General features: G+C 48.5%; 18 protein-coding genes and 1 pseudogene. 7 read left to right on the forward strand and 12 right to left on the reverse strand.

Annotated elements, in window-relative coordinates; all coding sequences use genetic code 11:
- Nucleotides 1–71: 71 nt before the first annotated feature.
- Genes ABEQ74_RS03800 through ABEQ74_RS03815 form a run of 4 tightly spaced genes read right to left on the reverse strand, consistent with a single transcriptional unit; the run spans nt 72 to nt 4,217 of the window.
- Complete coding sequence (locus tag ABEQ74_RS03800; RefSeq protein ID WP_430119646.1) at nt 72–1,178, reverse strand: Gfo/Idh/MocA family protein; 1,107 nt, start codon at nt 1,176–1,178, stop codon at nt 72–74.
- Nucleotides 1,179–1,194: 16 nt separating this feature from the next.
- On the reverse strand, nt 1,195–1,926 hold the full coding sequence (locus ABEQ74_RS03805) for a ThuA domain-containing protein (RefSeq protein ID WP_430119648.1): 732 nt from the start codon (nt 1,924–1,926) through the stop codon (nt 1,195–1,197).
- 52 nt (nt 1,927–1,978) lie between these two features.
- Nucleotides 1,979–3,139, reverse strand: a complete 1,161-nt coding sequence (locus ABEQ74_RS03810) for a Gfo/Idh/MocA family protein (RefSeq protein WP_430119650.1) — start codon at nt 3,137–3,139, stop codon at nt 1,979–1,981.
- A 25-nt stretch (nt 3,140–3,164) separates the two neighbouring features.
- On the reverse strand, nt 3,165–4,217 hold the full coding sequence (locus tag ABEQ74_RS03815; protein ID WP_430120898.1) for a LacI family DNA-binding transcriptional regulator: 1,053 nt from the start codon (nt 4,215–4,217) through the stop codon (nt 3,165–3,167).
- 214 nt (nt 4,218–4,431) lie between these two features.
- Between ABEQ74_RS03815 and ABEQ74_RS03820 the strand changes: the two genes are divergently transcribed.
- The 3 genes from ABEQ74_RS03820 (at nt 4,432) to ABEQ74_RS03830 (ending at nt 7,688) form a co-directional block, all read left to right on the forward strand.
- Entirely contained in the window at nt 4,432–5,178 is a 747-nt protein-coding gene (locus tag ABEQ74_RS03820; protein ID WP_430119652.1) for a sulfite exporter TauE/SafE family protein, read from the forward strand.
- A 183-nt stretch (nt 5,179–5,361) separates the two neighbouring features.
- On the forward strand, nt 5,362–6,432 hold the full coding sequence (locus ABEQ74_RS03825; protein ID WP_430119654.1) for an ROK family protein: 1,071 nt from the start codon (nt 5,362–5,364) through the stop codon (nt 6,430–6,432).
- Nucleotides 6,433–6,434: 2 nt separating this feature from the next.
- The gene (locus ABEQ74_RS03830; RefSeq protein ID WP_430119656.1) at nt 6,435–7,688 is read left to right on the forward strand and encodes an MFS transporter; all 1,254 of its coding nucleotides are present in this window, start codon (nt 6,435–6,437) and stop codon (nt 7,686–7,688) included.
- Between the two features lie 129 nt (nt 7,689–7,817).
- On the opposite strand, the gene ABEQ74_RS03835 is transcribed toward ABEQ74_RS03830, so the two are convergent.
- On the reverse strand, nt 7,818–9,065 hold the full coding sequence (locus ABEQ74_RS03835) for an MFS transporter (protein WP_430120900.1): 1,248 nt from the start codon (nt 9,063–9,065) through the stop codon (nt 7,818–7,820).
- 268 nt (nt 9,066–9,333) lie between these two features.
- Here ABEQ74_RS03835 and ABEQ74_RS03840 point away from each other — a divergent pair.
- Nucleotides 9,334–9,456 (forward strand): annotated as a pseudogene (locus ABEQ74_RS03840) (LacI family DNA-binding transcriptional regulator); the annotation flags it as partial.
- 148 nt (nt 9,457–9,604) lie between these two features.
- Here ABEQ74_RS03840 and ABEQ74_RS03845 read toward each other — a convergent pair.
- A complete protein-coding gene (locus tag ABEQ74_RS03845; RefSeq protein WP_430119658.1) occupies nt 9,605–10,987 on the reverse strand; it encodes an extracellular solute-binding protein in 1,383 nt (460 codons plus the stop codon).
- Nucleotides 10,988–11,273: 286 nt separating this feature from the next.
- On the opposite strand from ABEQ74_RS03845, the gene ABEQ74_RS03850 reads away from it, so the two are divergent.
- Both ABEQ74_RS03850 and ABEQ74_RS03855 read left to right on the forward strand, forming a co-directional pair.
- Complete coding sequence (locus ABEQ74_RS03850; RefSeq protein WP_430119660.1) at nt 11,274–11,948, forward strand: cohesin domain-containing protein; 675 nt, start codon at nt 11,274–11,276, stop codon at nt 11,946–11,948.
- On the forward strand, nt 11,924–15,520 hold the full coding sequence (locus ABEQ74_RS03855; RefSeq protein ID WP_430119662.1) for a cohesin domain-containing protein: 3,597 nt from the start codon (nt 11,924–11,926) through the stop codon (nt 15,518–15,520). The genes ABEQ74_RS03850 and ABEQ74_RS03855 overlap by 25 nt, the downstream gene beginning before the upstream one ends.
- 533 nt (nt 15,521–16,053) lie before the next feature.
- Here ABEQ74_RS03855 and ABEQ74_RS03860 read toward each other — a convergent pair.
- The 3 genes from ABEQ74_RS03860 to ABEQ74_RS03870 form a co-directional block, all read right to left on the reverse strand.
- A complete protein-coding gene (locus ABEQ74_RS03860; protein ID WP_430119664.1) occupies nt 16,054–16,800 on the reverse strand; it encodes an amino acid ABC transporter ATP-binding protein in 747 nt (248 codons plus the stop codon).
- Between the two features lie 15 nt (nt 16,801–16,815).
- Nucleotides 16,816–17,475, reverse strand: a complete 660-nt coding sequence (locus ABEQ74_RS03865; RefSeq protein ID WP_430119666.1) for an amino acid ABC transporter permease — start codon at nt 17,473–17,475, stop codon at nt 16,816–16,818.
- Nucleotides 17,476–17,632: 157 nt separating this feature from the next.
- Nucleotides 17,633–18,400, reverse strand: coding sequence for an amino acid ABC transporter substrate-binding protein (locus ABEQ74_RS03870; protein ID WP_430119668.1), 768 nt, complete (start codon nt 18,398–18,400; stop codon nt 17,633–17,635).
- Nucleotides 18,401–18,680: 280 nt separating this feature from the next.
- Between ABEQ74_RS03870 and ABEQ74_RS03875 the strand changes: the two genes are divergently transcribed.
- Nucleotides 18,681–19,403 (forward strand): hypothetical protein, encoded by a 723-nt coding sequence (locus tag ABEQ74_RS03875; RefSeq protein WP_430119670.1) that lies wholly within the window; start codon nt 18,681–18,683, stop codon nt 19,401–19,403.
- A 114-nt stretch (nt 19,404–19,517) separates the two neighbouring features.
- Here the strand turns inward: ABEQ74_RS03875 and ABEQ74_RS03880 are convergent, their stop codons facing one another.
- From ABEQ74_RS03880 to ABEQ74_RS03890, 3 genes are all read right to left on the reverse strand, one after another.
- Entirely contained in the window at nt 19,518–20,033 is a 516-nt protein-coding gene (locus ABEQ74_RS03880; protein WP_430119672.1) for a hypothetical protein, read from the reverse strand.
- 352 nt (nt 20,034–20,385) lie between these two features.
- Complete coding sequence (locus ABEQ74_RS03885; protein ID WP_430119674.1) at nt 20,386–21,315, reverse strand: manganese-dependent inorganic pyrophosphatase; 930 nt, start codon at nt 21,313–21,315, stop codon at nt 20,386–20,388.
- A 134-nt stretch (nt 21,316–21,449) separates the two neighbouring features.
- Nucleotides 21,450–22,472 (reverse strand): UDP-N-acetylmuramate dehydrogenase, encoded by a 1,023-nt coding sequence (locus ABEQ74_RS03890; protein WP_430119676.1) that lies wholly within the window; start codon nt 22,470–22,472, stop codon nt 21,450–21,452.
- Nucleotides 22,473–22,542 lie beyond the last annotated feature (70 nt).

Here is a 22,542-nt window from a genome sequence, read left to right on the forward strand (position 1 = left end):
TCATAAAAAAATCGGCTTCCCCGTTGATCCAATGGACCCTTCGAGATAAGCCGATTTTATTGTATGAAGTATTATTGATCCAGCGTATATTTCGGTAAACCGAGTGGCAATTGCGCCGGGATATCACAAGTGCTAACCATCTCATATCTTTTGCCTTCATCGGAGGCATCATGGAACCCCCACATGGCTTCCAGCACATGATAAGCAAGCTCGCCGCTCGCACGATGCGCTCGTCCGCTGCGAATAGCATAAGCCATATCCGCCGGGCCGATTCCTCTCGTATTCTCATTATATCCCGGAAGCAATGGTGCCTCCGTCCAATCTTCTTCACCTATCCGCCGATACTTAACCGGTCCGCCAAAACCGTTGGGATCCGGAACAAGCATCGTACCTTCAGTGCCATAGATCTCAATATGTGGCAGCGTACTGCCTCCGAATATATCAAAACTCGTGATCAACGTACCGATTGCACCGTTATGGAACTCCATTAAACCTGCCACGTGTGTCGGAATGTCTACCTGAATGTTCTGACCATGTTTCTTCTCACTGGTAATCGTCCGCTCCGTAAGAGCCATTCCGGTCATGCCGCTAATACTTCGTATCGGTCCCAGTAATTGAACCAGCGCCGTTAAATAATAAGGTCCCATGTCAAACATCGGTCCACCGCCCGCGGCGTAATAAAATTCCGGATCAGGATGCCAGTGCTCATGTCCGCGGCTCATCATGAAAGCGGTCGCTGCGACTGGCCTTCCGATGCGTCCGTCTTCCATCAGCTTCAGGGCTGTTTGGATGCCGGCTCCAAGGAAGGTCTCGGGAGCGCAGCCTACTCTGAGTCCCTTGGAGGCTGCCAAGTCCAATACCGCCTTGCCTTCTTCACGGGTTACACCCAGCGGTTTCTCCACATACACATGCTTGCCAGCTTCCAAAGCATCCATCATAATTTGTGCGTGCAGAGCAGGTATGGTCAAATTAATAACCAGCTCAATCTCGGGGTCTGCCAGCAGTTCCTCGGTAGTGTACACATGAGGAATGTGGTACTTGGTAGCCTGTTCCTCAGCACGGGTGCGATCAATATCCGCACAGGCCGTCAGCTCCAGGATGTCAAACTTTTGGCAGTTTTCCATATAAATGCCGCTGATTTTTCCGCAGCCGATTATGCCAACCTTTACCTTTTTCATCATCCAAGTCTCCTTCTTATTGGCTGTCTCCCATGCCTGTGTAACCTTGGCCTTTCGTAAACAAATCCATGTCTGAACCGGCATACAATGATTTGCCTTCAGCCGCCCAGATGAGCCCTCTCCGCATCATTTCCTTCACCTGCGGCATATCAACGATATCTGCATGGTGGCCGAGTGAATTGTAATACACCCGTCCATATCCCCAGCGCTTTGTCCAGGCGATCGGCATGTCGACGGCTTTGTTCAGCAGATGAGGTCCTGCTGCCACCGGGAAGCGGGTGGTCGCCAGCACTTCAACCGCCGGGTCTACATGCAGATAATACTGCTCGGAGACTACGGTGAAGTCCTCCATACCAGCTACCAGCGGGCTGGAGCTTGATTTAATCTCGACACGGTACTCCACTCCATCGTTACCTGGATGCGCGACCCAGTTTCCTCCCGTCATGAACTGCCAATCTACATTTTGGCGGAACGAATCACACATTCCGCCGTGACAGCCGGCCAATCCGGTCCCCTTCTGAACGGCAAGCGATACGTTCTCCACTTGCTCCTGAGATATATTTCCCATTGTCCATACCGGCACGATCAAATCCAATGCCTGCAGCTTCTTTGCGTCATTAAAGGCATCCAGTGTGTCGGACACCTCGACCTCGTATTGTTCATGACGAAGCAAGTCTGCGAAAATGCCGGCAACCTGCTCCGGCTCGTGTCCGTCCCAGCCGCCCCATACGATTAAAGCCTTTTTCATATCTAGCACTCCTTTTTTTATGTGACCAGCCATATGTGGCCGAATGGCATGCTTACATTTCCGACAATTGCACCCAACGTCGTTCCGCTATGGATTTATCCACGGCTTCCAAAACAGCCTGACATTTCACGCCATCTGCAAAATTGGGAACGGGCTGTCTCCCCTCCGATATGGCGTTTGCCAGCTCCAGAATTTCGTGCGTAAAGGTATGTTCAAAACCAATGGTATGTCCTGGCGGCCACCATGCCTCCATGTAATCATGAACGGGATCCGTTGCGAGCACGCGGCGGAAGCCCTGAACATCTTCATCGTCGGAGGTGAAATAAACTTCAAGTTCATTCATCCGTTCGAAATCGAATTTGACACTACCCAGGCTGCCATTGATCTCGAATGAATTAGTGCTGCGGTGACCTGCAGCAAAGCGCGTCGCCTCGAAGCTACCCAGTGCGCCGTTCTGGAAGCGGGTCAGGAACAACGTAGCGTCATCTACTGTCACTTTCCCCATGGGGCCGCCTTCGCTTCCTTTGGCGCTTAATCCCGTCATCTCACTGGCAAGCGGACGCTCTTTGATGAAGGTTTCGCTCATTCCGATGACCTCTTTCATATCGCCGACCAAATAATGTGCAAGATCAATCAGATGGGCGCCCAAATCTCCATGCGATCCAGAGCCAGCCACTTCTTTCTGTAACCGCCATACTAATGGAAACTGGGGGTCCATGATCCAATCCTGCAGAAACCAGGCACGAAAATGATAAATCTGACCCAATCTGCCGCTGTCCACCAGCTTCTTGGCCAATCTTACTGCTGGAGAGAATCTATAGTTAAACCCGACCATGTGGGTGACTCCCGCTTCTTCGGCAGCATGCAGCATCTCCCTGGCGTCCGCCAAGGTCAGGGCAAGCGGCTTCTCACAGAAGATATGCTTTCCTGCCTTCGCTGCGCTCAAGGCTATCTCCTTATGAGCATCGCTTGGAGCATTGATATCAATCAGATCAATGTCCTTCCGATTCACAAGCTCTCTCCAATCAGTAACGCTTTCATGCCAGCCCAGCTGATCTGCTGCTTCTTGCACAGCCCCTGCATTGCGGCCGCAGATGGCCACCATTTCGGGCTTCAGCGCATCCGGGAAAAACATCGGCAAGCTTCGGTAGGCATTACTGTGAGCTTTACCCATAAATTTATATCCGATCATGCCAACACGTAACTGTTTCATCCTTCATTCCTCCTTCAATAAGGGTTCATTGATTTCGATGAAGCGAAGATGCACGGACGACCAGACGGGTAGGAAGCTGACGATGAAGCACAGCTTCTGTCCTGTCATCATTCTGGGAATCTGCAGGTTCGAGCAGATGAAGTACATGCTCTGCTGCGAGACGTCCCAGCTCGTAGAAGGGAACTCGCACGCTTGTAAGTGGCGGGGTACACAGTTCGGCAGCCTCCGAGTCGTCATAACCGACGAAAGCAGGCATACGTTCCTCTGTAACACCCAGCTCGCGCAATCCTTGTTGAAGTCCGATCGCCATGCGATCATTGGCAGCAAATACCGCCTCAATTCCGTCAATCTTCAACGCCAATTGTTCAGCTGCGGCATAACCGCTCTTCCGGCTGAAGTTGCCTTCAAACAATAAGGATTCATCTGGAATGATGCCAGCTTCATTCAGCGCCTTGATGTACCCCTTCATTCGGTCACGACTGTTGGAATATTGGGGCGGCCCATTGAGGAAAGCAATCTTCCGAAATCCTTGCTCCGTCAAATGGTGAACCGCCTGATAACTGCCGTCTACATGATCTGCATCCATGACATGGAATGACTCACCTTCGAAGTATTGATTAATCAGGCAGTAAGGATGATCTGCTTCACTCAGCTTCAGAATGGCTTGTCGTTCGCTTCCATCATCACGCGCCCCGAGGATAATGCAAGCGTCCACTTTCTGTGTACGAAACAGATTCACATAATCCATCGAGCCATCCGGCTGGCGAAACAGCATTAATAGATCATACTGACTCTCCAAGGCCTTACTTCCAATTCCGCTTAATATCTCGGAAAAATAATAGGCAGAGAAGATGCGGGCTTTCGGTAAATAAGGCATCACGACTCCAAGGTTGCCGCTTCGGCGGCGGGCAAAACTGCGGGCAAGCGCACTCGGGGTATATCCAAGCCGGTCGGCTGCTTCCAGCACCCTCCGCTTGGTCTCCTCCTTGATCGGACCAACCCCGTTCAGAACACGGGATACCGTGGCTTCTGAAACGCCGGCAAGCGAAGCTACCTCTTTACGACTAGCGATAAAAATCAATCCTTTTCTGATTTATGTACGCGCGTACATTTTCTCATGGAGTCTCGCTATTGTCAATGGATATCTGATCAGTGTTACCAACCAAGCTCTATCAAATCTATCGAATCACCACGCTACATATCTTGTAATGGATACCCCATGGATGCGTCATCTCCATTTTCATGTATAATAGTAAAATTGAAATGAATATACAAGGAAAGAAGAGGCTCTCATGAGTATTTTCATCACGATGTTATTTCTGGGCGGGCTTCTCGGTTTTGTAGGGGCCGGCGGATCCGGCTTTATTATCGCACTTCTGGTGACCGTATTTCACGTTCCTGTCCATACTGCTCTTGGCACGTCCATCGCAGCCATGGTATTCACCATGATCTCCGGCTCCATCAGCCATATCAGGGAGAAGAATACCATTTTATCAACCGGACTAGCCGTTGGATTATTCGGAGCTATCGGTTCATATGCAGGCAGCTTTGCCGCCCGGCTTATGCCGGAGGATCGGCTGGTATGGTGTACGGCAATGATGCTGTTTCTATCCGGCTTACTCATCATGCTGAGGACCCGTATGAAGCTCACGCCAAAGCCCATGCTAACCTCCATTCGTTCCTCCCGGTTCTGGATGATGGCCCTAATCTCCGGCTTAATCACCGGCGGAATGTCTGGTGTGTTTGGCATCGGTTCGACTCCGTTCATTCAGCTTGCCTTAATGGTTCTGTTCAACCTGCCAATCACATTGGCAGTAGGCACAACGATGATGGTGATCATGCCAATCGCCCTCTTTGGCGGTCTCGGTTATTTTCAAGCAGGATATATTGACGGATTGCTCCTTCTGCAAGTCGTTGCAGGCACGATGATCGGTTCCTACATCGGAGCCAAATTCACCAACAAAGCACCCCGCACACTATTGCGGTTCTCCATGATCCTCATGCCGATTCTCGGCGGGACCATTATGCTCCTCCGCTAACGGCTCCTAATTATCACAATAAGAGCGTACGCAGTCCTTCTTATCACCGGCGGGCGCTCTTTTTTGATTTGTCTCCTCCCCCATAACCGTGTCATAAAATTGTTCTTGCACCATCGTACTCGGTATGCAATAATCATCAACAGACACTTATTAAACGGATTTAATAAGTAAGAAAAAGAGGTGATGACTACGCGCAAGGAAGCTATACCTACGCCTCAGTCCATGAAATTTGCCGTGCGGCGGGCCATCCGCTCTTCCCTGCTAGAACGTGGGAGCGGAACCAAGGCGGAGCTTAGTGAACAACTCGGAATCAGTTTTCCTACCGTAAGCAAAGTGCTGGAACAGATGACGGAGGAAGGTGAAGTCCACCTGCTCGGATTGGATGAGTCCAGTGGCGGAAGGAGGGCAAACCGTTATGCCTTTAATCCGGATTATATGCTCGGTCTGGCCGTTTATTATGAGAAGGAACAGAGCGTATACACTCTCTTTAATTGGAACGGCGATTTGATTGAGAGGACCATTGAAGACGGCATTCTCCATGCTGGACCGGAAGCGCTGTCCTTCCAGCTTGAAAACTGGATTCGCCGATATCCGAAAATCCGTTCAATCGCCGTCGGTATGCCGGCTTCGGTGCGGGATGGAATTATTTTCCACGTACCGTCTTACAGCGCTTTCCAGGACTTCAACCTCCAATCCTATTTGGAAGAGATGTACTCTATTCCTGTGATCGTGGAAAATGACATGAACGCAGCCGTCCTCGGCTACCAGAATCTTAGCCAGTCGGAGGAAGCCTCCCTTGTATACGTGTACCTTGGACATAATGGACCAGGCGCGGGGCTGCTGATCAACGGTAATGTCGTTCGGGGGCGATCTTTCTTCACGGGAGAGATCGGCTATCTGCCGATGGGTAGTGACAGCAACCTTCATTGTGTATTGGACCGCAGAGACTCTGTAATGAGCAGTCTGATCGAGCCGGATGAAGAGCAAATCGATGCGTTGAGCCGCTTAAGCGCCACCTTCACTGCGATTTTAAATCCCGACGCTATTCTGTGGTGTGAGCATAACCTGCTGCCCTCCACCCTGCGTGCCATTAAAGACCGGGCTTCCACCTACATACCCCAGACGCATCTGCCTGAAATGCTGCTTCGTCATTGGGAACATGATTATATAGCCGGCCTGCAGCGGCTTGCGATGGATATGATGATATCCGATACAAGCACACTAATAAATTCAACAACAACGAATGGGGAATAACCGTGAATTCAGACCTGCAAACGACAACCAAGCCTAAGTTCAGCAAAGACTACACCCTGCACTTGGCAACGATTTTTCTTGGATTTATCATTTTTGGAATATCGGAAAATATTAAGGGACCAGCGATCCCGAGAATTCAGTTCGATTTCAATCTGGATGAGATGCAGATTGGAACCTTGCTTTCACTGAATGCACTCGGATACTTGATCGCTTGCTCTTTTACCGCTCTGTTAACTCGCAAGATTGGAATCAAGTGGGTTTCCATGTTGGCCTTCGGTTCGATGGCTGTCTCGGGCATTTTTATATTTCTGTCACACAGCTATCCCTTGTTTACGGCGTCCTATTTCTTCATGTACATCGGAAATGGAATGCTCGAGATCGGACTCGCCATACTGGCCGCACGTATCTTCGTGAGAAACACAGGCACCATGATGAACCTGTCCCATTTCTTCTACGGAATCAGCTCTACCGTGGCACCGATGATCGCATCCGGTCTCATGACCGTAACCGTGTTTCAGTACACGCTGGATTGGCGGGGGATGTATCTGGCTATGCTGATGTTATCCGTACTGCCAATGATCCCGGCACTCATGAGCAAGTTTCCGGGTGATGACTTAACGGAAACGGAGCGGACTCCGCTCAAGTTATTGGTCAAAGATCGCGCGCTGTGGCTTGTCGTCCTGATTCTGTCCTTTGGTGTCGTGTCGGAGATGGCCGTTGGCGGCTGGCTCGTCAACTTTCTTGAAAAATCGTACAAGTGGGAGCCTGCCGCTGCAGCCGGGATGCTGTCAGCCTTCTTCCTCTGCTTCTCGGCGGCCCGCCTGCTGCTGGGCCCAATCACGGACCGGATCGGCTTCACACTATCTATTATCATCCTGTCCGCGTTGACAAGCTTGTGCACCTTTATCGCCATTTTCGGCGGCGAGTCCTATGCTTTCCTGTTCGCTGCGGCAGGCATTGGAATTGCGCCGATCTATCCGACCGTCATGGCTCTGATCGCCAAAAGATATCCCAAAGAGAGTGACACTGCAATTACGTTCATCGTCACCATGATGGGAATCGGCAGCGTCATCGGCAACTACGCGATCGGAGCGATCACGAACGGATTCAAGCAAATGTACGGCAGTGGAACGGAGCTTGGTCTGCTGCGCGGGCTGCAGGCAGGTTATGGCTTCATCGGACTATGCGCCCTGCTCTGTTCATTCTTTGGCATTCTTCTATACCGATATTTGAAAGTGCGCAAGCAATTGATCTGATCATTCGAACGTTAAAGAAGGAGTCCTCTTATGCGAGAAGAGGACTCCTTTTAACATTCTCAGCAGATGGCTTGCTTCATGTACAGAAGTCAGATTCACCTTGCCTGTATGCATTTTTCCGAAACATATTCACGAAACGGAGCTGTCAGCTGTCTCCCCTGCCGGGGGTGTTACCGCATTTTTTTGCAGCTTCAAGATCATAAATGACAATCCGGCCGATATGGCAATACATACAGAGCCCGCAATGTATACCATACGAATACCAAGCGTATCCGCTATTAAACCAATAACAGCAATGGATAAACTCGTTATGGTAGATAGCAAAATATCACGTGATGCATATACCTTCGGCAGCATCTGATGATCCACAGCTGATTGGAACGCCGTTTGCTGGGCGACATCCCTCAGCTGATAAGCCGGGCCCATTGCAATACATAGAATCAAGGCCACCACAGGGACACTGTTCAAGCCATACCATAAGGTCAGCAGACTGAATACCGCAGAACCAGCGGCCATACAAGCAATCAAGTTTTTCTGGATGAACGAAGATATCAGCAGCGTCAGCAAGCCGCCTGCAATAGCGCCGATATAATAACTGGCATTAATGAATCCCCACCATGCCTCACCTTGATGCAGCACTTCTTTTACATATACCAGCGTAATCGCCCCTACCCAGATAGTTCCGGCAACACCTTCAATCATATCCATCATCGTAATCCATCTTAAGGTAGGAATTCTCCAGAGGTATAACCAGCCTTCCCGAATGACATCCCAGCTTGGTTTCTCTTGCCCACCGCCAGCCAGCTCCTTCTCCTTCATAGAACGCACGGCAATCCATAGGCAGATCACGGACAGCCAGACCAATAAACAGCTCATGATTAGAGTGGGCATATGTCCAAATCTTATGACAACAAAGCCCGTAAACGTGTATCCTGCGATCTGCAAGGATTGACTAGTCACAGATAATGAGCTGTTGGCCTTCACCAAGCGGTCTGATGCAACTATTCTTGGAACCATGGACTGAATTAGCGGATTTCCCCATCCTTCCGTAAAAGCTATCAATAAAATGAAGATACACAATATGTAAACCTGAGAAGATATGTATGGAAATAGAATGACAAGCATCGTTAGCAATAGAACTTTCATCACTTGAAGCCGCACCAGAAGTTTGGAGAAACCGGACTTTTCCATAACAAGTGGAGCCGTAAAGCCAGCCGCGAACCGTGCAACGGCATTGAATAGCGGGAACAGCGCAGCAATGAATGCCGATCCGGATTCTTGATACATAAAGGTTGTCAGTACCATAATATAGACTACGCCTGCCAGCGAGATGCTGGAGTGCGCGATCCAGTAATATAAAAAGCTTCTTCTTTTCATGTCCACACCCTGTCCCCTCCCGCAAGCAATTCATTTTATTAGTCATACCATGGTTGTATATTTCTGTAAAGAGGCGTGGCAGTCACATATCGCAAAAAGCCTGCCCCTCAGGAATGATCCAGAAGAGGCAGACTTGGCAATAAAACGCTATACAGAATGAACGGCCGCTAACCAGCGGTCTTCTCCAGGATACGGACAGTGCTTATCTTTGAGCTTGGCGGAGATCTGTACGATACAGCCGCACATGGTACAAAAGGAGGGAAAAGGCATGCCCGATATCAAAGAAATCGCGAAGCTTGCGGGCGTGTCGGTATCCACGGTACCCCGGTTACTCAATGAGCATCCTTATGTCAGCGAGGAAAAGCGAGCGCGGGTCCTTGCGACGATGAACTGCTTCCGTCTTTTCTCTGATACTATCATGATCCGGCAGCTAATTCAAAAGAGTGCTTCATTCGAAATTACAACGCTAAGAAAATCAAATATAAAAAGTCTAATTCCTCACTTATAGCACTGAGAAAATTAGACAGATTGGGCTAAAATCAGGACTTCACCTCAAGCCTGTTCCCGAGACGGGCGGAGGCGTCTTCGGCCTGCTCCATATTCGCCCAAAACAGCTTCAACTCATTTCGGAGTCGGTGCAGCTCCTCCATCGTTATGCCCAAATCCGCATAGCTGCTGAAGGTTGGAACGATCTCGCGGTACAGGTTAAAACGCGATGGCCGATACATCTTCTCCGGACCGTCCCATTCCGCCGGAGATTTCTTGGCAGGAATACTCAGCGTCTCCTTGCGGATATGCAGCTGGGCCGATGCCGAGCTAAGAAAATCGACCAACAGCCCCGCTGCTTCCTTCTGCTTCGATTGCCGGTTGATCGCAAGGCCAGTCACGAGCAGTAACGTTTTCGCGCTGTTTTCATAAGGCAGCGGAGCAAGGTCATAGGCGAAATCGGCATGCTTCAGCATTTTTAATCCATAGTACGTCGTCATAACCATGGCCGTCTTCTGTTGTATAAACAGTTTTTCAGCGTCCCCGTCCGATTCGGAGAGAAAAGAGGCCGACAGCCCCTGTCGGTAGATAATATCCCGGAACATGCCTAAGCTTTCCCACAGCTTCGGATCGTCATAACGATATTCGCCGTGCTCTTGTGCGAACCGAAAGTGCTTCTGCAGCAGTAGGATGGGAAACCGGTTCGTCGAGGCGATATGGGCGTAGAAGCCGAATAGATGATGGTCTTTCTGGATTTGGACCGCTGTCTCCGCCAGCTGCTTCCATGACCAGCTGCTATCGGGTTCAGGTATACCCCACTTCCTGAATAAGGTTTTGTTATAACATAGCACAACCGGCGAAAAAGTGAGCGGCCGGGCGTACAGTTTGCCTTCATGCGCAAAATAATTCCGCAGAAACGAATACGCTTCCGGATCCGGTTCCTGCGGAACGAATCGGTCCAGTTCGCCATGCTCCAGCATTTCGCGGAAATTCCACGTATTTAGAGAGAGCACATCCAGCCATCCGTTATCCAGATACCCCGAGATTACTTCAGGATAGTTCGTGTAAGGCAGCGCGATTGTATCCACCAAGATGTGAGGATATTGCTGATGAAACTGCTTAAGCAATCCTTTCAAATCCATCTCATCATCCAAAGAAGGATAGCATCCGAGCTTCAGCGATACCCTCGGCACAGGAGCAGGATCGTTGATCCTGTTGCCCACGCGCGGCTCTTTCGTTATCAATCCTTCCTCCACAAGCAGTTCAAGTCCCTTGCGGACAGACTTTTTACTAAGCATGTACTGCTCTGCCAACGCCAGCTCAGAGGGCAGATAATCCCCAGGTGGGCGGACCGAGGTGAGAATGTCGCGGCGAAGTGTGCTCACCATCTCATCCAAACGCTTCTGAAATGTGACTCGATCAGGTTTGTTGCTCATCTTCAATACTCCCCGTTCACCAAAATAGGCAATGTTCATGTAGGGATAGTATACCATATCAAGGATTTTTCACACATTATTTATACCACATATAACCCAGTTTATTCTCTATTTAAGGACATTGACAGTATACTTGATAGCATTTATCATTTTTGTATACCTCATAGGAACCACGATGCATAAAGAATTAGTCTGTAATGAATTGTTAAGAAAGGAGGTTGTACCTCGCCAGTCGGCAGGCATTTTGCTAAAGAAAAACATCCAATCTCACTGGAGGTGTATCACGTTGAGAAAAAAATACGGCCTTGCTATCATGATCTTCATGCTGTTCTTCAGCCAGTTTGCCCCATATCAAGCATCAGCTTCAGGCGGATTACTTGAGTTAGAAAGAGTGCCTAATGCTCTCAAACCTGGATCCAAGATTAAAATCCGCGTTAACGCCTCACAAGTACAGGATTTATATGGTTTGCAATTCCGTCTGAATTACAATTCCAGCCTACTTCGATATGAAGAAATGAAGATTTCGAATCGCTACATCAACTATCAATCCGGTTCGCAGAACGAAGAGGGACAAATTACAGCCGCATTGATCCGCAAGGACAGCAAGGATACGTCCTATAAGAAAAAGCTTCAAGTAGCTGAAGTGACATTTACAGCCTTAAAATCGGGCCCAGCCACTCTTCAATTGGACAACTTGAAAGCGGTTACAACGGAGAACTATTTAAATGGACATGAAAAGAATGATCTCCGGATTCTGCCGCTCGAGATAACGAAGGAGCTGTCTTTCCAAATCTCCCCGAGTCCAGGTAAGAAGTCCAGTCCTTCAATCAATTCGTCTGTACCGAGTCAGGTAAGTGCATTTAATGGGAATATCGAGGCGGGATTAACCTTTTCCTTAGCAGTAAATTCTTCATCTTTCAACCGGGAGGGATTTCTTTGTACACCTGCTTTCGCAATTTGAAGAAAAGTCTCGCTTCCCTGCTGTCCATAACGCTGGCAGCTTCGTTGTTTCTATCCATGTCCCCCGCTGCTTCGGCTTCAGAGCTTGCGCTCGCGGGTGATATAGCTGCTTCCGAATCCGTCAACATGCCGCTGACGAATCCTGGATTTGAGGATAGCGCTCCGGGAGCAACCATTCCGGGCTGGAGCAGCATGTTTGCCGTGAAGGAGGGCGATTATACTTATACCGTTTCCACGGAGAACAGCCATAGCGGCAATCAGAGCCTGAAAATCACCGATACATCGCAAACGAATTCCGTCGCCCTCATGAGCGGCAAGCTTTATGTTACGAGTGGTGTCACGTATACCGTGACCGCCTCGGTGTATATGGAGGACAGCGGCACGGCAAGCTTGAACCTCCGCTATTTTGATGCGTCCGATAAATCCATTGCTGAAAAGCCTCTTCATAACGAGACCTCAAAGGGCTTCCCTGTGAAGCAGTGGACCTCGGCGTCTACAAGTCTGGTTGCACCGGCGAATGCGGCGTATGCCAGAATTATTTTATACACGACCGCTTACAGCCGGGCGACCGCTTATTATGACGACATCACGATGTCCTACGAACAACCGATCCAGGTTCCAGGGAAGCTGAATTTGTCGGCTCCTCCTACGGCGGAGCAAGGGGATACCATCAGCACCATGCTGAGTTTGACGGAAGGCATGGATATTTCAAGCGTTACCGCCTCCATTCATTACGATCCGTCCATGCTTGAGATCGCCAAGGTGGAGCCTGCCGGTGCGTTTGGCGATGAAGGGGCCACCTTCTCGTCGGAATTAGAGAACGGTATTATCCATCTGGAGGGAAGCTTGCTGGAGGAAATCGATGGAGACAGCGATGTCGCCAAAATTACATTCAACGTCATAGAGGATAGCGGAAGCACATGGCTTATGCTAGCCAAGGGAGCGCAGCTTAACGGCACCCAGTCCGTTTTCGAAAATATTGTGAAGCTGATTTCAATCGGACAGAATACGGGCCAGCCGGGAGCAAGTCTCGACGACATCAAGTTCGGCGAGCCAGAGTTCAGAACGCTGCCAATTTCTGATGTTGTCGGTTTGATGGACGGCGAAGCCGGCATTGAGGACGGCAAGAACATCATGTATACGACTGTAAAAGGCATTCCACCAATGTTCCACGTCGTTGATCTTGACGACTATCGGGTCATCCGCAGTCTGCCGCTTGAAGGCGGCGGCGAAGTATGGAATCATGAGATCGCGCCAGACGGCACGGTGTACATCACATCGGCCGGACAACTGTGGGCTTACTCCCCCGTTGCCAAGGAAGTCAAGAAAGTATATACGCATCCGACCGAGAGCGTGTTCTGGTGTCTTGCCATCGATGAGGCAGGTGCTGTCTATATCGGCGCAGGGCCAGGAGGACGGGTATTGAAGTATGATCCGGCCACCAAGGAGAGCCGCGATTACGGCATTATGGTCGATGGTGCAGGGCAGCAGTACGTGCGTTCCATTGATTACAGCAACGGGTATATTTATGCTGGGACATCCCACAGCAAGGTGTATAAAGTAAATGTCGAGACCGGGGTAAAGGTTGAGATTGCTTCCTCCCTGAACGAAACCGGTTATGTGTATGATCTCAGCATTGTCGATGACAAGTTCCTTATCATCCGTTACGATACACCGCAGAAGCGCTACATTTACGATATTGAAGCCGGGGAGTGGCTCGATGTCGTGATCGAGAAGAGCTCGTCAGGTCTTCATCTGCCGAAAGAATCTTTAAACGGAAAGATCTACCTTCCAGCCGACAAAAAAATCAAAACCTTTGATACCGTGACATATGAAGTAGGCGATTCCGGAATGGAATACGAAACAGCGTTCAGGGGCGCGAATTGGGTGCAGGTCGATGATCCAGATTTGCCGGGCACGAGTCTTGTCACGATGAATTTCAGCGGCATCATCGTGTTCTTCAATCCGCAGACGAAAACCGTGAAACGATATGAAAATATTTTACCATCTTCAGCAACCATCACTCACAAATTCGTCAACGGGCCAGACGGCAAAATTTATGTCACCGGCATGCAGGCTTCCAAGGCGGCAGCATACGATATCGCATCCAATACCGCTAAGACCTTCAGCATGGGGCAGGCCGGCGCAGTCGAGACTCACGGCAACCGGATGTACTTCGGCGTATACCCTGGCGGGGACATCTACGAATACGATCTGGATCAACCGGATGGAACCGGCAATCCGAAGAAGCTGGTCACCTTGGGCAACGGTCAGGATCGAATCGGTGCAAGCGTCCTTGCTGGCGAAAAAATCTACTTCGGTTCCGTCTCGACCTACGGCGAGCTTGGTGGAGCCATTACCGTTTTTGATCCGACCGCAGCGGATCCTTCCACCGCTTACCGCGTGTTCCGCAACGTCGTGCAGGATCAGAGCGTCGTTTCCCTTGCCTACAGAGACGGGAAGCTGTACGGATCCACTAGCATCAACGGCGGCATGGCCGTTGATCCGAAAACCACGGAAGCCAAACTGTTCGTATGGGATACGGTTAAAGAAGAGAAGATCATGGAAGCATCCCTGGACATTCCCGGTCTCTCCAACCCGCCTGCGATCGGCGGCCTGACCTTCGGTCCGGATGGACTGCTGTGGGGCGGTGTGAACGGTTATGTATTTGCGCTCGAGCCAAATACGTTTCAAGTCATCAAATACTTTCACATCAATCCTGCCGACAGCGGGACCGCCCTGCGCTGGGGCAACTATGATCTGGTGTGGAGCAAGGAAGGCATTCTCATTGCCAACCTGACGAAGAAGCTGTATGCGATCGACCCGGCTACGTTCGAATTCATCGAACTGGCTGATACCGAATCATTCACGCTCGGACCGGACGGCCATATATACTACGCCCCGTCCTTCAATCGAACCCAAATGTATCGGATCACGATGAATTTGGCGGAAGAACCGGAGACCCCAGGGAACGACCGAATTAGCTTCGATCTTGCGGCACCTGCGGAAGCCAAAACCGGTGAAACATTCGAGGTCACCGTTAAGGCTGCGGATGCCGATCTTTTGTACAGCGTACATTCGCTGATCAGCTACGATGCTTCCAAATTGGAATTGGTCGACGTTACGCAGGCGGGCCAGTTTGCAGGTGACGGCACGTACATGAACATCGCCTCGGAGCCTGGCAAAGCGGTTGTTACATCCAGTCTGACTGGAGACCGCAGCGTTACCGGTGACACGGATGTGTTCACGCTCAGCTTCAAGGCATTGAATCTGGTCGGGAATGCCTCCATTACGTTTGCAGCAGGCTCCTCCTGGACACTCGCAAATGCGGACGAGACAGGGAAGCTTCATTATATCAACGAAGATATCGTAAAGCATGTGAGCATTGTCAAAGTAGTGGCGGAGGATGTCAACAATGACGGCACCGTTGACCTGCTGGATGTGATGATGGTCGCTAAATTCGTGGGCACCATCGTAAACGAGGATACCCGCGACTTGGACATCAACGGTGACGGTCTTATCGATATCGCCGACCTGGGGCTGGTCATACTCAAACTCCATTCTGTCGCATAACCGACTTAAGCCGCCCATGCCATCGTCCAATGGCGGGGCGGTCTTTTCTCTCTTGAAAAAACACTTGATCTGGTATGCTTTTCATATTTTACTTACGTGTATCTGTAAACCAAATGGAGTGCTCATTCGGCCAATGACAGTATGCTTATCTCGTGCCTAACTTCTCATGTAATGGAAAAATATATGCAACCTCGCTCTTGTCTTCCACGTTGTCTTAAACAAAGGAGCTGATGGAAGATGGAGACGTTCGGAAGAGGCTGCCTCTATATTATTATCGGGTCGGTTGTCCTTTTGCTGCTGGCGATGCTCCGCAAATGACTGCCAATATGAAAGAAAAGGCCTCCCAAAAGTTGATAAACTAATGGAAGACCTTCTCTAATTTAACAACATGACTAATGACTCAATCCGCTCCTCGCGTTATTTGGTAGAGGTATAACATGAATCCGTCAAGCTATCTTTTTTAAAGATAATACGTTGTTACATAAAAAACTGACCGAAAGCCGATCTTCCGATCCAGCCCCAGCCAGTACTCCCTATCGCGTCGCCCGGTTTAAGAATTCCCGAGTCCGCTCCATTTTCGGTTGGTTAAATATTTGATCCGGTGTTCCCGATTCGACGACTAGTCCGTTATCCATGAAGATAATCCGGTCTGCCACTTCCTTGGCAAAACTCATCTCATGCGTCACAATCACCATCGTCATATGCTCCTCAGCCAGCTGTTTGATGACCGCTAACACTTCACCTGTCAATTCCGGGTCCAGTGCTGATGTCGGTTCATCAAAGAGCATAATATCCGGATTCATCATGAGTGCTCTCGCGATGGCAACACGCTGCTTCTGTCCACCTGATAGATTGCCTGGATATACATCTGCTTTGTCCGACAATCCTACCTTCTGCAATAGTGAAGCAGCATTTACCCTAACTTCTTCCTTGGTTTGTTTCTTTACATATTTAGGAGCCAGTCCGAGATTTTCTTGCACCGTAAGATGAGGAAACAGATTAAAATGCTGAAACACCATGCCCATCCGGGATGTAATCGCCTTAATCTGTGCTTGGCTTGAATAGATCCCATCCTTCACGAGATACTGATCCTGCACCTTGATTGATCCCCCATTGACCTCCTCCAAATGCACCAGACTGCGGAGCATGGTGCTCTTGCCCGAACCGGAAGGCCCAATAACGGCAATCACTTCATTCTTCTGAATTTCAAAGCTGACGTCCTTCAGCACATCCAATGAGCCAAAAGACTTTTTCATCTGCGTTACTTCAATAATGGCCATCACACGACAGTCCTTTTACTCATATTTAAATCGACGTTCCAAGAATTTAAAGAATACTGTTAACACAAGTGTCATCAGCAAATAAATAACCCCGGCAATCACGAACGGCATGATCGTAAAGTCACGATTGACCGCCGTATAGGCGAAATGAAGCAGCTCGGGTACAGCCACAGCGTACAACAGTGCCGTATCCTTTACCAGTGTAATAGATTCGTTAGAAACAGCCGGCAGTGCTACGCGGAACATTTGCGGTAATATGACCTTGGTCGTGGTCTGAAATCGATTCAGCCCCAGTACCTTGGAAGCTTCGTACTGCCCTTTGTCAATTGCCAGTAATCCTCCACGGAATATCTCAGCAAAATAAGCAGCGTAGTTTAATACAAATGCCAAACAAGCAGCGACAAAACGATCCAATACAAGATACTCCCCGATGATCGGTAATACCGGCAATCCGAAACAGAAGAACAGCATTTGCAGCAGCAGCGGAGTCCCGCGAAACACATAAATATAGGCATTAGCGAACCAAGCCAGCGGCTTAATGGCACTTCTGACCATTAGCGTGAATACAAAGCCGAGCGGGATCGAGGCCAGAATGGCGATGAAGAATAACAGGATCGTCGTCTGTGCACCTTCCAGCATCGGCTTGCCGATTTGAATGATATAATCCATACTCATTATACTTAACTCCTATTAGAAGAGCTTCATAAAGGATCGGAACTCTTCCTATTTTCTTCGTAATTCCAAGGATGGGAACAGAAAACCGGATCCTTTGATAAAGTCCGGTTTCTTAGAGAATTTATGAGAGGATCGATTAACATCCTCGGTGAACATCCTATTTCAGTACTTTATCCTCGCCGAACCATTTCTCGGAAATCTTGGCTGCAGTACCATCGGCGTTCATATCATCCAGAGCCTTCTGCAGACTGTTCAACAGGTCCTCATTCCCTTTTTTAACTCCGATTCCGTATTGTTCAGGAGCCAAGTGTTCGTCAAGGATTCTATAAGTGCCTTCTTCCTTGGACATGTAATATTTCAATACAACTTCGTCAATGACTACGGCATCCACACGCCCATTCTTTAAATCGCCCAAAGCCAGTACATTATCCGGAAACTCGTTAATTTTCTTGATTTGATCATGAATTTCATTTGTGCTTAGAGCATCCGCCGCCGAAGATAAGGCCTGCAAGCCGACTTCTTTCCCAGCCAAATCGCTGAGGGAGCTAATATCGGAATCCGCCAGTACCGTCACAACCTGACTGTTCTCAAGATAAGGCTTTGTAAAGAGCACCTTCTCTTTGCGCTCGTCAGTGATCGTATATCCATTCCATATCAAGTCAATGCGCCCACTGCTGAGCTCAGATTCTTTCGCTTTCCAGTCGATGGGCTGAAACTTGATTTCCTTGCCCATTTTTTCAGCAGCTGCGCGTGCATAATCGATATCAAACCCTACAAGATCATTGTTCTCATCCCGGAATCCCATAGGCGCGAACTTGTCGTCAATTCCGACCACCAGTTCATTTCCCCCGCTTGCGGATTTTGAGCATCCAACTACGGTCAATAAGAGCATAACCCCCGCTAATACTAATGCTATCTTTCTCACCAAAAAAGCCCCCTTGTTGTCATAAACGCAGTGATATTCAGGATTTCTAGCAATCCAGTAATATACAAAACTGCTTTTACACTTTACTACGTTATCAGGACTCCATGATAGCATATTAGCGAAAAAGAGTCGATAGTTTCATAGAATGACGGCTTCTTCACTAGTTTTGAAAATTATGTATGTTTGACTAGTATTAAGGATACTTTATAGATGATTCAGATTTCCGGGTAAAACAAAGAACGCAAAAACTAACACCAAGCAAGAGAGGCGGTAAATAACAATGGCAACATTCTTGAAATTAATACAGCGCTCGGCGGTTCTCGCCATCGCTGTCGTCATGAGTTTTGCTGTACCTTCCACGGTTTCTGCAGAACCGCACGGACAGCCAGGGGATTCCACAGTAGTCCCGTCGGCCAAGAACGAACACAGACCACAAAAATTCGGTCATATGTTTATGGACCTATCTAAATTCCTTAAGCTGGAACCTCAGGTTCTCAAGGATAAACTCAAGACGTCAACCCTGGCAGACATCGCCAAGGAGCAAGGCATTGCACGCGAAGCTATGAAAGCTAAACTCATTGAGCTGTTGAAGGCCCGGGTTTCCTCGCATCCGCAAAAGTTGGGAGAAACTATGGATTACTCGGCTGTGGCGGACAAACTGCTTGACGCCAAGGGTGGCTGGCATCAACATAAAAGCCCTTATCGGCATGGAAGACTGATCTCAGATCGAGAAGAACTGGCGAAGCTTTTAAAAACAACACCGGAAGAACTCAAACAATCGCTGCATTCCGGAAAATCACTGGCCCAAATCGCGAAAGAACGTGATGTGCCTGTCCAGGCTGTCATTGATCAGCAAGTCCAGGCACTCACTAAGAGACTTGATCGAAAGCTCACCGAAGGCAAGATTACAAAGGAAGAATACGCTGAACGCAAGTCCCGCATTGCACCATTCGTCAGCGATGTCGTGAATGGCAAACTCAAACCGATGAAGCATACCCGATAACATTTCTGTTTCTAAGTGGGTATTTATTGTAAGAAGACATAACAAGAGCCGCTCCACGGTTATGATTAACCGAGATAGAGCGGCTCTTATTTATCATCTGTTTTATTCGTGCATTTACGGAACATATTGCTGGATAATCTTCACTACCTTGCCATCTTCAATCGTGAGATGGAATGGGAACCATTTCATATCCACGATATCGTCTTTTTTATAAATATTAATAAATTTGTTCAAATCCACTAATTGGTTCCAGGAAATCTGAGCATCCTCATACCGACCAGTATGGTCGTATAATTGAAGCAGTACTTCTGCGTCATCGGCTACCGGTAGTTCAATCTGCTCTTCCGTATCGTTTACGATATAATAACCGTCAGGAGCTTCCGTCATTTCCGGATCCTGTTCACGTTCACGGAATACCCGATTCGCTTCCTCTCCTTCATACCACTCGATCGGATCCACTTCCAGATAGACCTTGCCGTCTCTGATCTCAAGTTTATTTATGTAAGCAGCTTCTTGATTCGAAGCATCCGGAACCGGCTCATATTGGTTGCTAGAGGCCACGCCAACAGTTGTCATCATGAGGAGTACAAGCAGCATCATCGATCCCAATTTCCAAGCCGACTTCTTCATCTTCTAATCGCTCCTTCTAATTCTTGACGTAATGTCGATTAATCCAATACCATCTGCGCCCGATTCAATATTCATTGATCAATATTAACCCAATTCCTGGGACTTGAAACGCTTTGGCAGATCAGTATCTTCATTATAAGAACATTCGCTGGAAAAAGGATGTCATTTCGTCGTAAATTCATTACAATGCTTCAATCTTTCCATCTTCGTAAACAAGCCCTTCAAGCCACATTCGAATGTTACGAGTCGACAAACGTCCCAGAGGGATAAGGCTGACAACTAAGCACAACAAAACAAGCCCGACCCGCTGAGTTCCTCAGTCATAGTCAGACTTGTTTATATGAGAAAATAATTATTGAGTAAATGCTTCAGTCAGAACAGGAACGATCTGCGATTTACGGGAAACAATGCCTTTAAGAAGAGCCTTATTATCAGATAAGGATACATTATACGCCTTCTCAACCGCTTTGGACTCTTTACCAAGTGCAAGAGCGATAGAATCGTTGTTAAGAATATCAGTCACAACCAATACGAACAAATCAAGATTCTTCTCCGCGATAATCGCCTGAATAGCATCTTCAAGTTCGGCTTGACGGGACAGTACATCATTCGTATCGACTGCATTGACCTGAGCAATTTCAACCTTGGCTCCACCCATTTGGAATTCCTTGGCATCCAGGGAAATCAATTGCGCGATGGATTTATCACTCAGATCTGCACCAGCCTTAAGCATGTCCAGTCCATAGCTCTCTGCATCCACGCCTGCAATCTCAGCCAGCTCACGTGCAGCTGCTACATCTTCCTCTGTGCAAGTCGGGGATTTGAACAACAGTGAGTCTGAAATGATCGCGGAGAGCATCAGACCAGCGATCTCTTTACGAACGGAGACGCCTTTCTCCTTGTAGATCTTGTTCAGAATAGTAGCTGTGCAGCCAACAGGCTCGGCACGGTAGTATAGCGGCTGGCTTGTTTCGAAGTTCGCGATGCGGTGATGGTCGATAACCTCAATCACGCGAACTTGATCAATATCGCTCGCACTTTGCTGACGTTCGTTATGGTCCACGAGAATAACTTCTTGTGCTTCGTTCGCTACCGTCTCGACGAAACGCGGCGCCTCCACCTTGAAGAAATCGAGCGCATATTGCGTTTCGCCATTAACGTCACCAAGCCGTACAGGCTCGGCGGAAAGCCCGAGTTGATTCTTCAAATCAGCATAAGCAATAGCAGAACAGATCGTGTCCGTATCCGGATTTTTGTGTCCAAAAATTAATGTTTTAGCCATACATGGTACCCCTCTCGCAACATGAATTTCATCGTTTATTCCAATAAACGGATGATTCCTATCTGATTATAGCGTTTTATATCATTAAATTCTACTTATTCCAATTTCTTTACAGAGATTATTTTACTGCCGATTTAGACCAGTACAATCTCCGGCTCGGGAACAAATCCATAGTGGGTATTAATCGACTCGGAGATCAAATTTATCAAGTACAGAATATCAGCAGCCTTGGCATTCTTCTGGTTCAGTATCATATTTCCGTGATGAGGGGAAATAATGGCGCCACCATATTCCGTTCCTTTCATATTCAGCTGATCTACGAGCGAGCCTACTGCAACACCATAATCATAATTATTCTTAAATACCGAACCACAGGACGGGAAATCGAAATGGCGTTTACTCGTCCGATACTTAATGATATCCAGCATCGCCTGTGGTGTCTCAATCCCTTTTCCGGCCAGCGCATGAACCTCTCCCAGGAAGAATGAGAAGAATGATGGCAATGAGGATGGATGGCTGCCGCGAGCTTTCCAATCCTTAAGCAGTACGGAGGTCATATCGATCTGTTCTTCCGAGCTTACCGGAATGTTGAGATCAGCGCCTACGATAATCCATGGGTTCATCTGAAAAATCGATTGTTTGTAAGCAAATAAACAGTCCGCTGCCGCGAGTGACTGCACCTTCAAGCTCGGGTCTGTTGTATCAATATAATAAACGACATCCAATATATCGCATATCTGACGGGCGTTATATTTGGCATTCATATAGATGCCCGCTCCTAAACAGCCCGGCAGCAAAAAAGTAAAATCCAGCAAGTCCGTCCCGCCCATTAAACCCATCAGGGAGAGCATAGACATGGGGGTTCCGGAGGAAACATACCATTTTCCATTGGACACCTGAAGCTCTACTAAGTTTTTGAGCGATATAAATACCAGATCATGTTTCGGTTCATCTGGAAAAAGGATATTAGAACCCATTCCGAAAATATACCAAGGGATCCCGCGTTTATTGCAATCCTGAAGCAGGTCCGCCAGGTCAGAGGAGGATTCAGGCATGGCGAGATAGTTGGCCATACCTCCAATTCCGTAAGTTGAAAAAGCCGCCAACTCTACATTGCGTTTGCACAGTCGGTCGATAGCAGATGTATGTAAAGTCATCGTAGACATGTCACTCCCTATTCTTCACATTCAACACAGCAAAAACCTTACCCATGTAGGGATGTTACAT

The organism is Paenibacillus solani (assembly GCF_050475945.1).
GTDB lineage: Bacteria > Bacillota > Bacilli > Paenibacillales > Paenibacillaceae > Paenibacillus_AQ > Paenibacillus_AQ solani_A.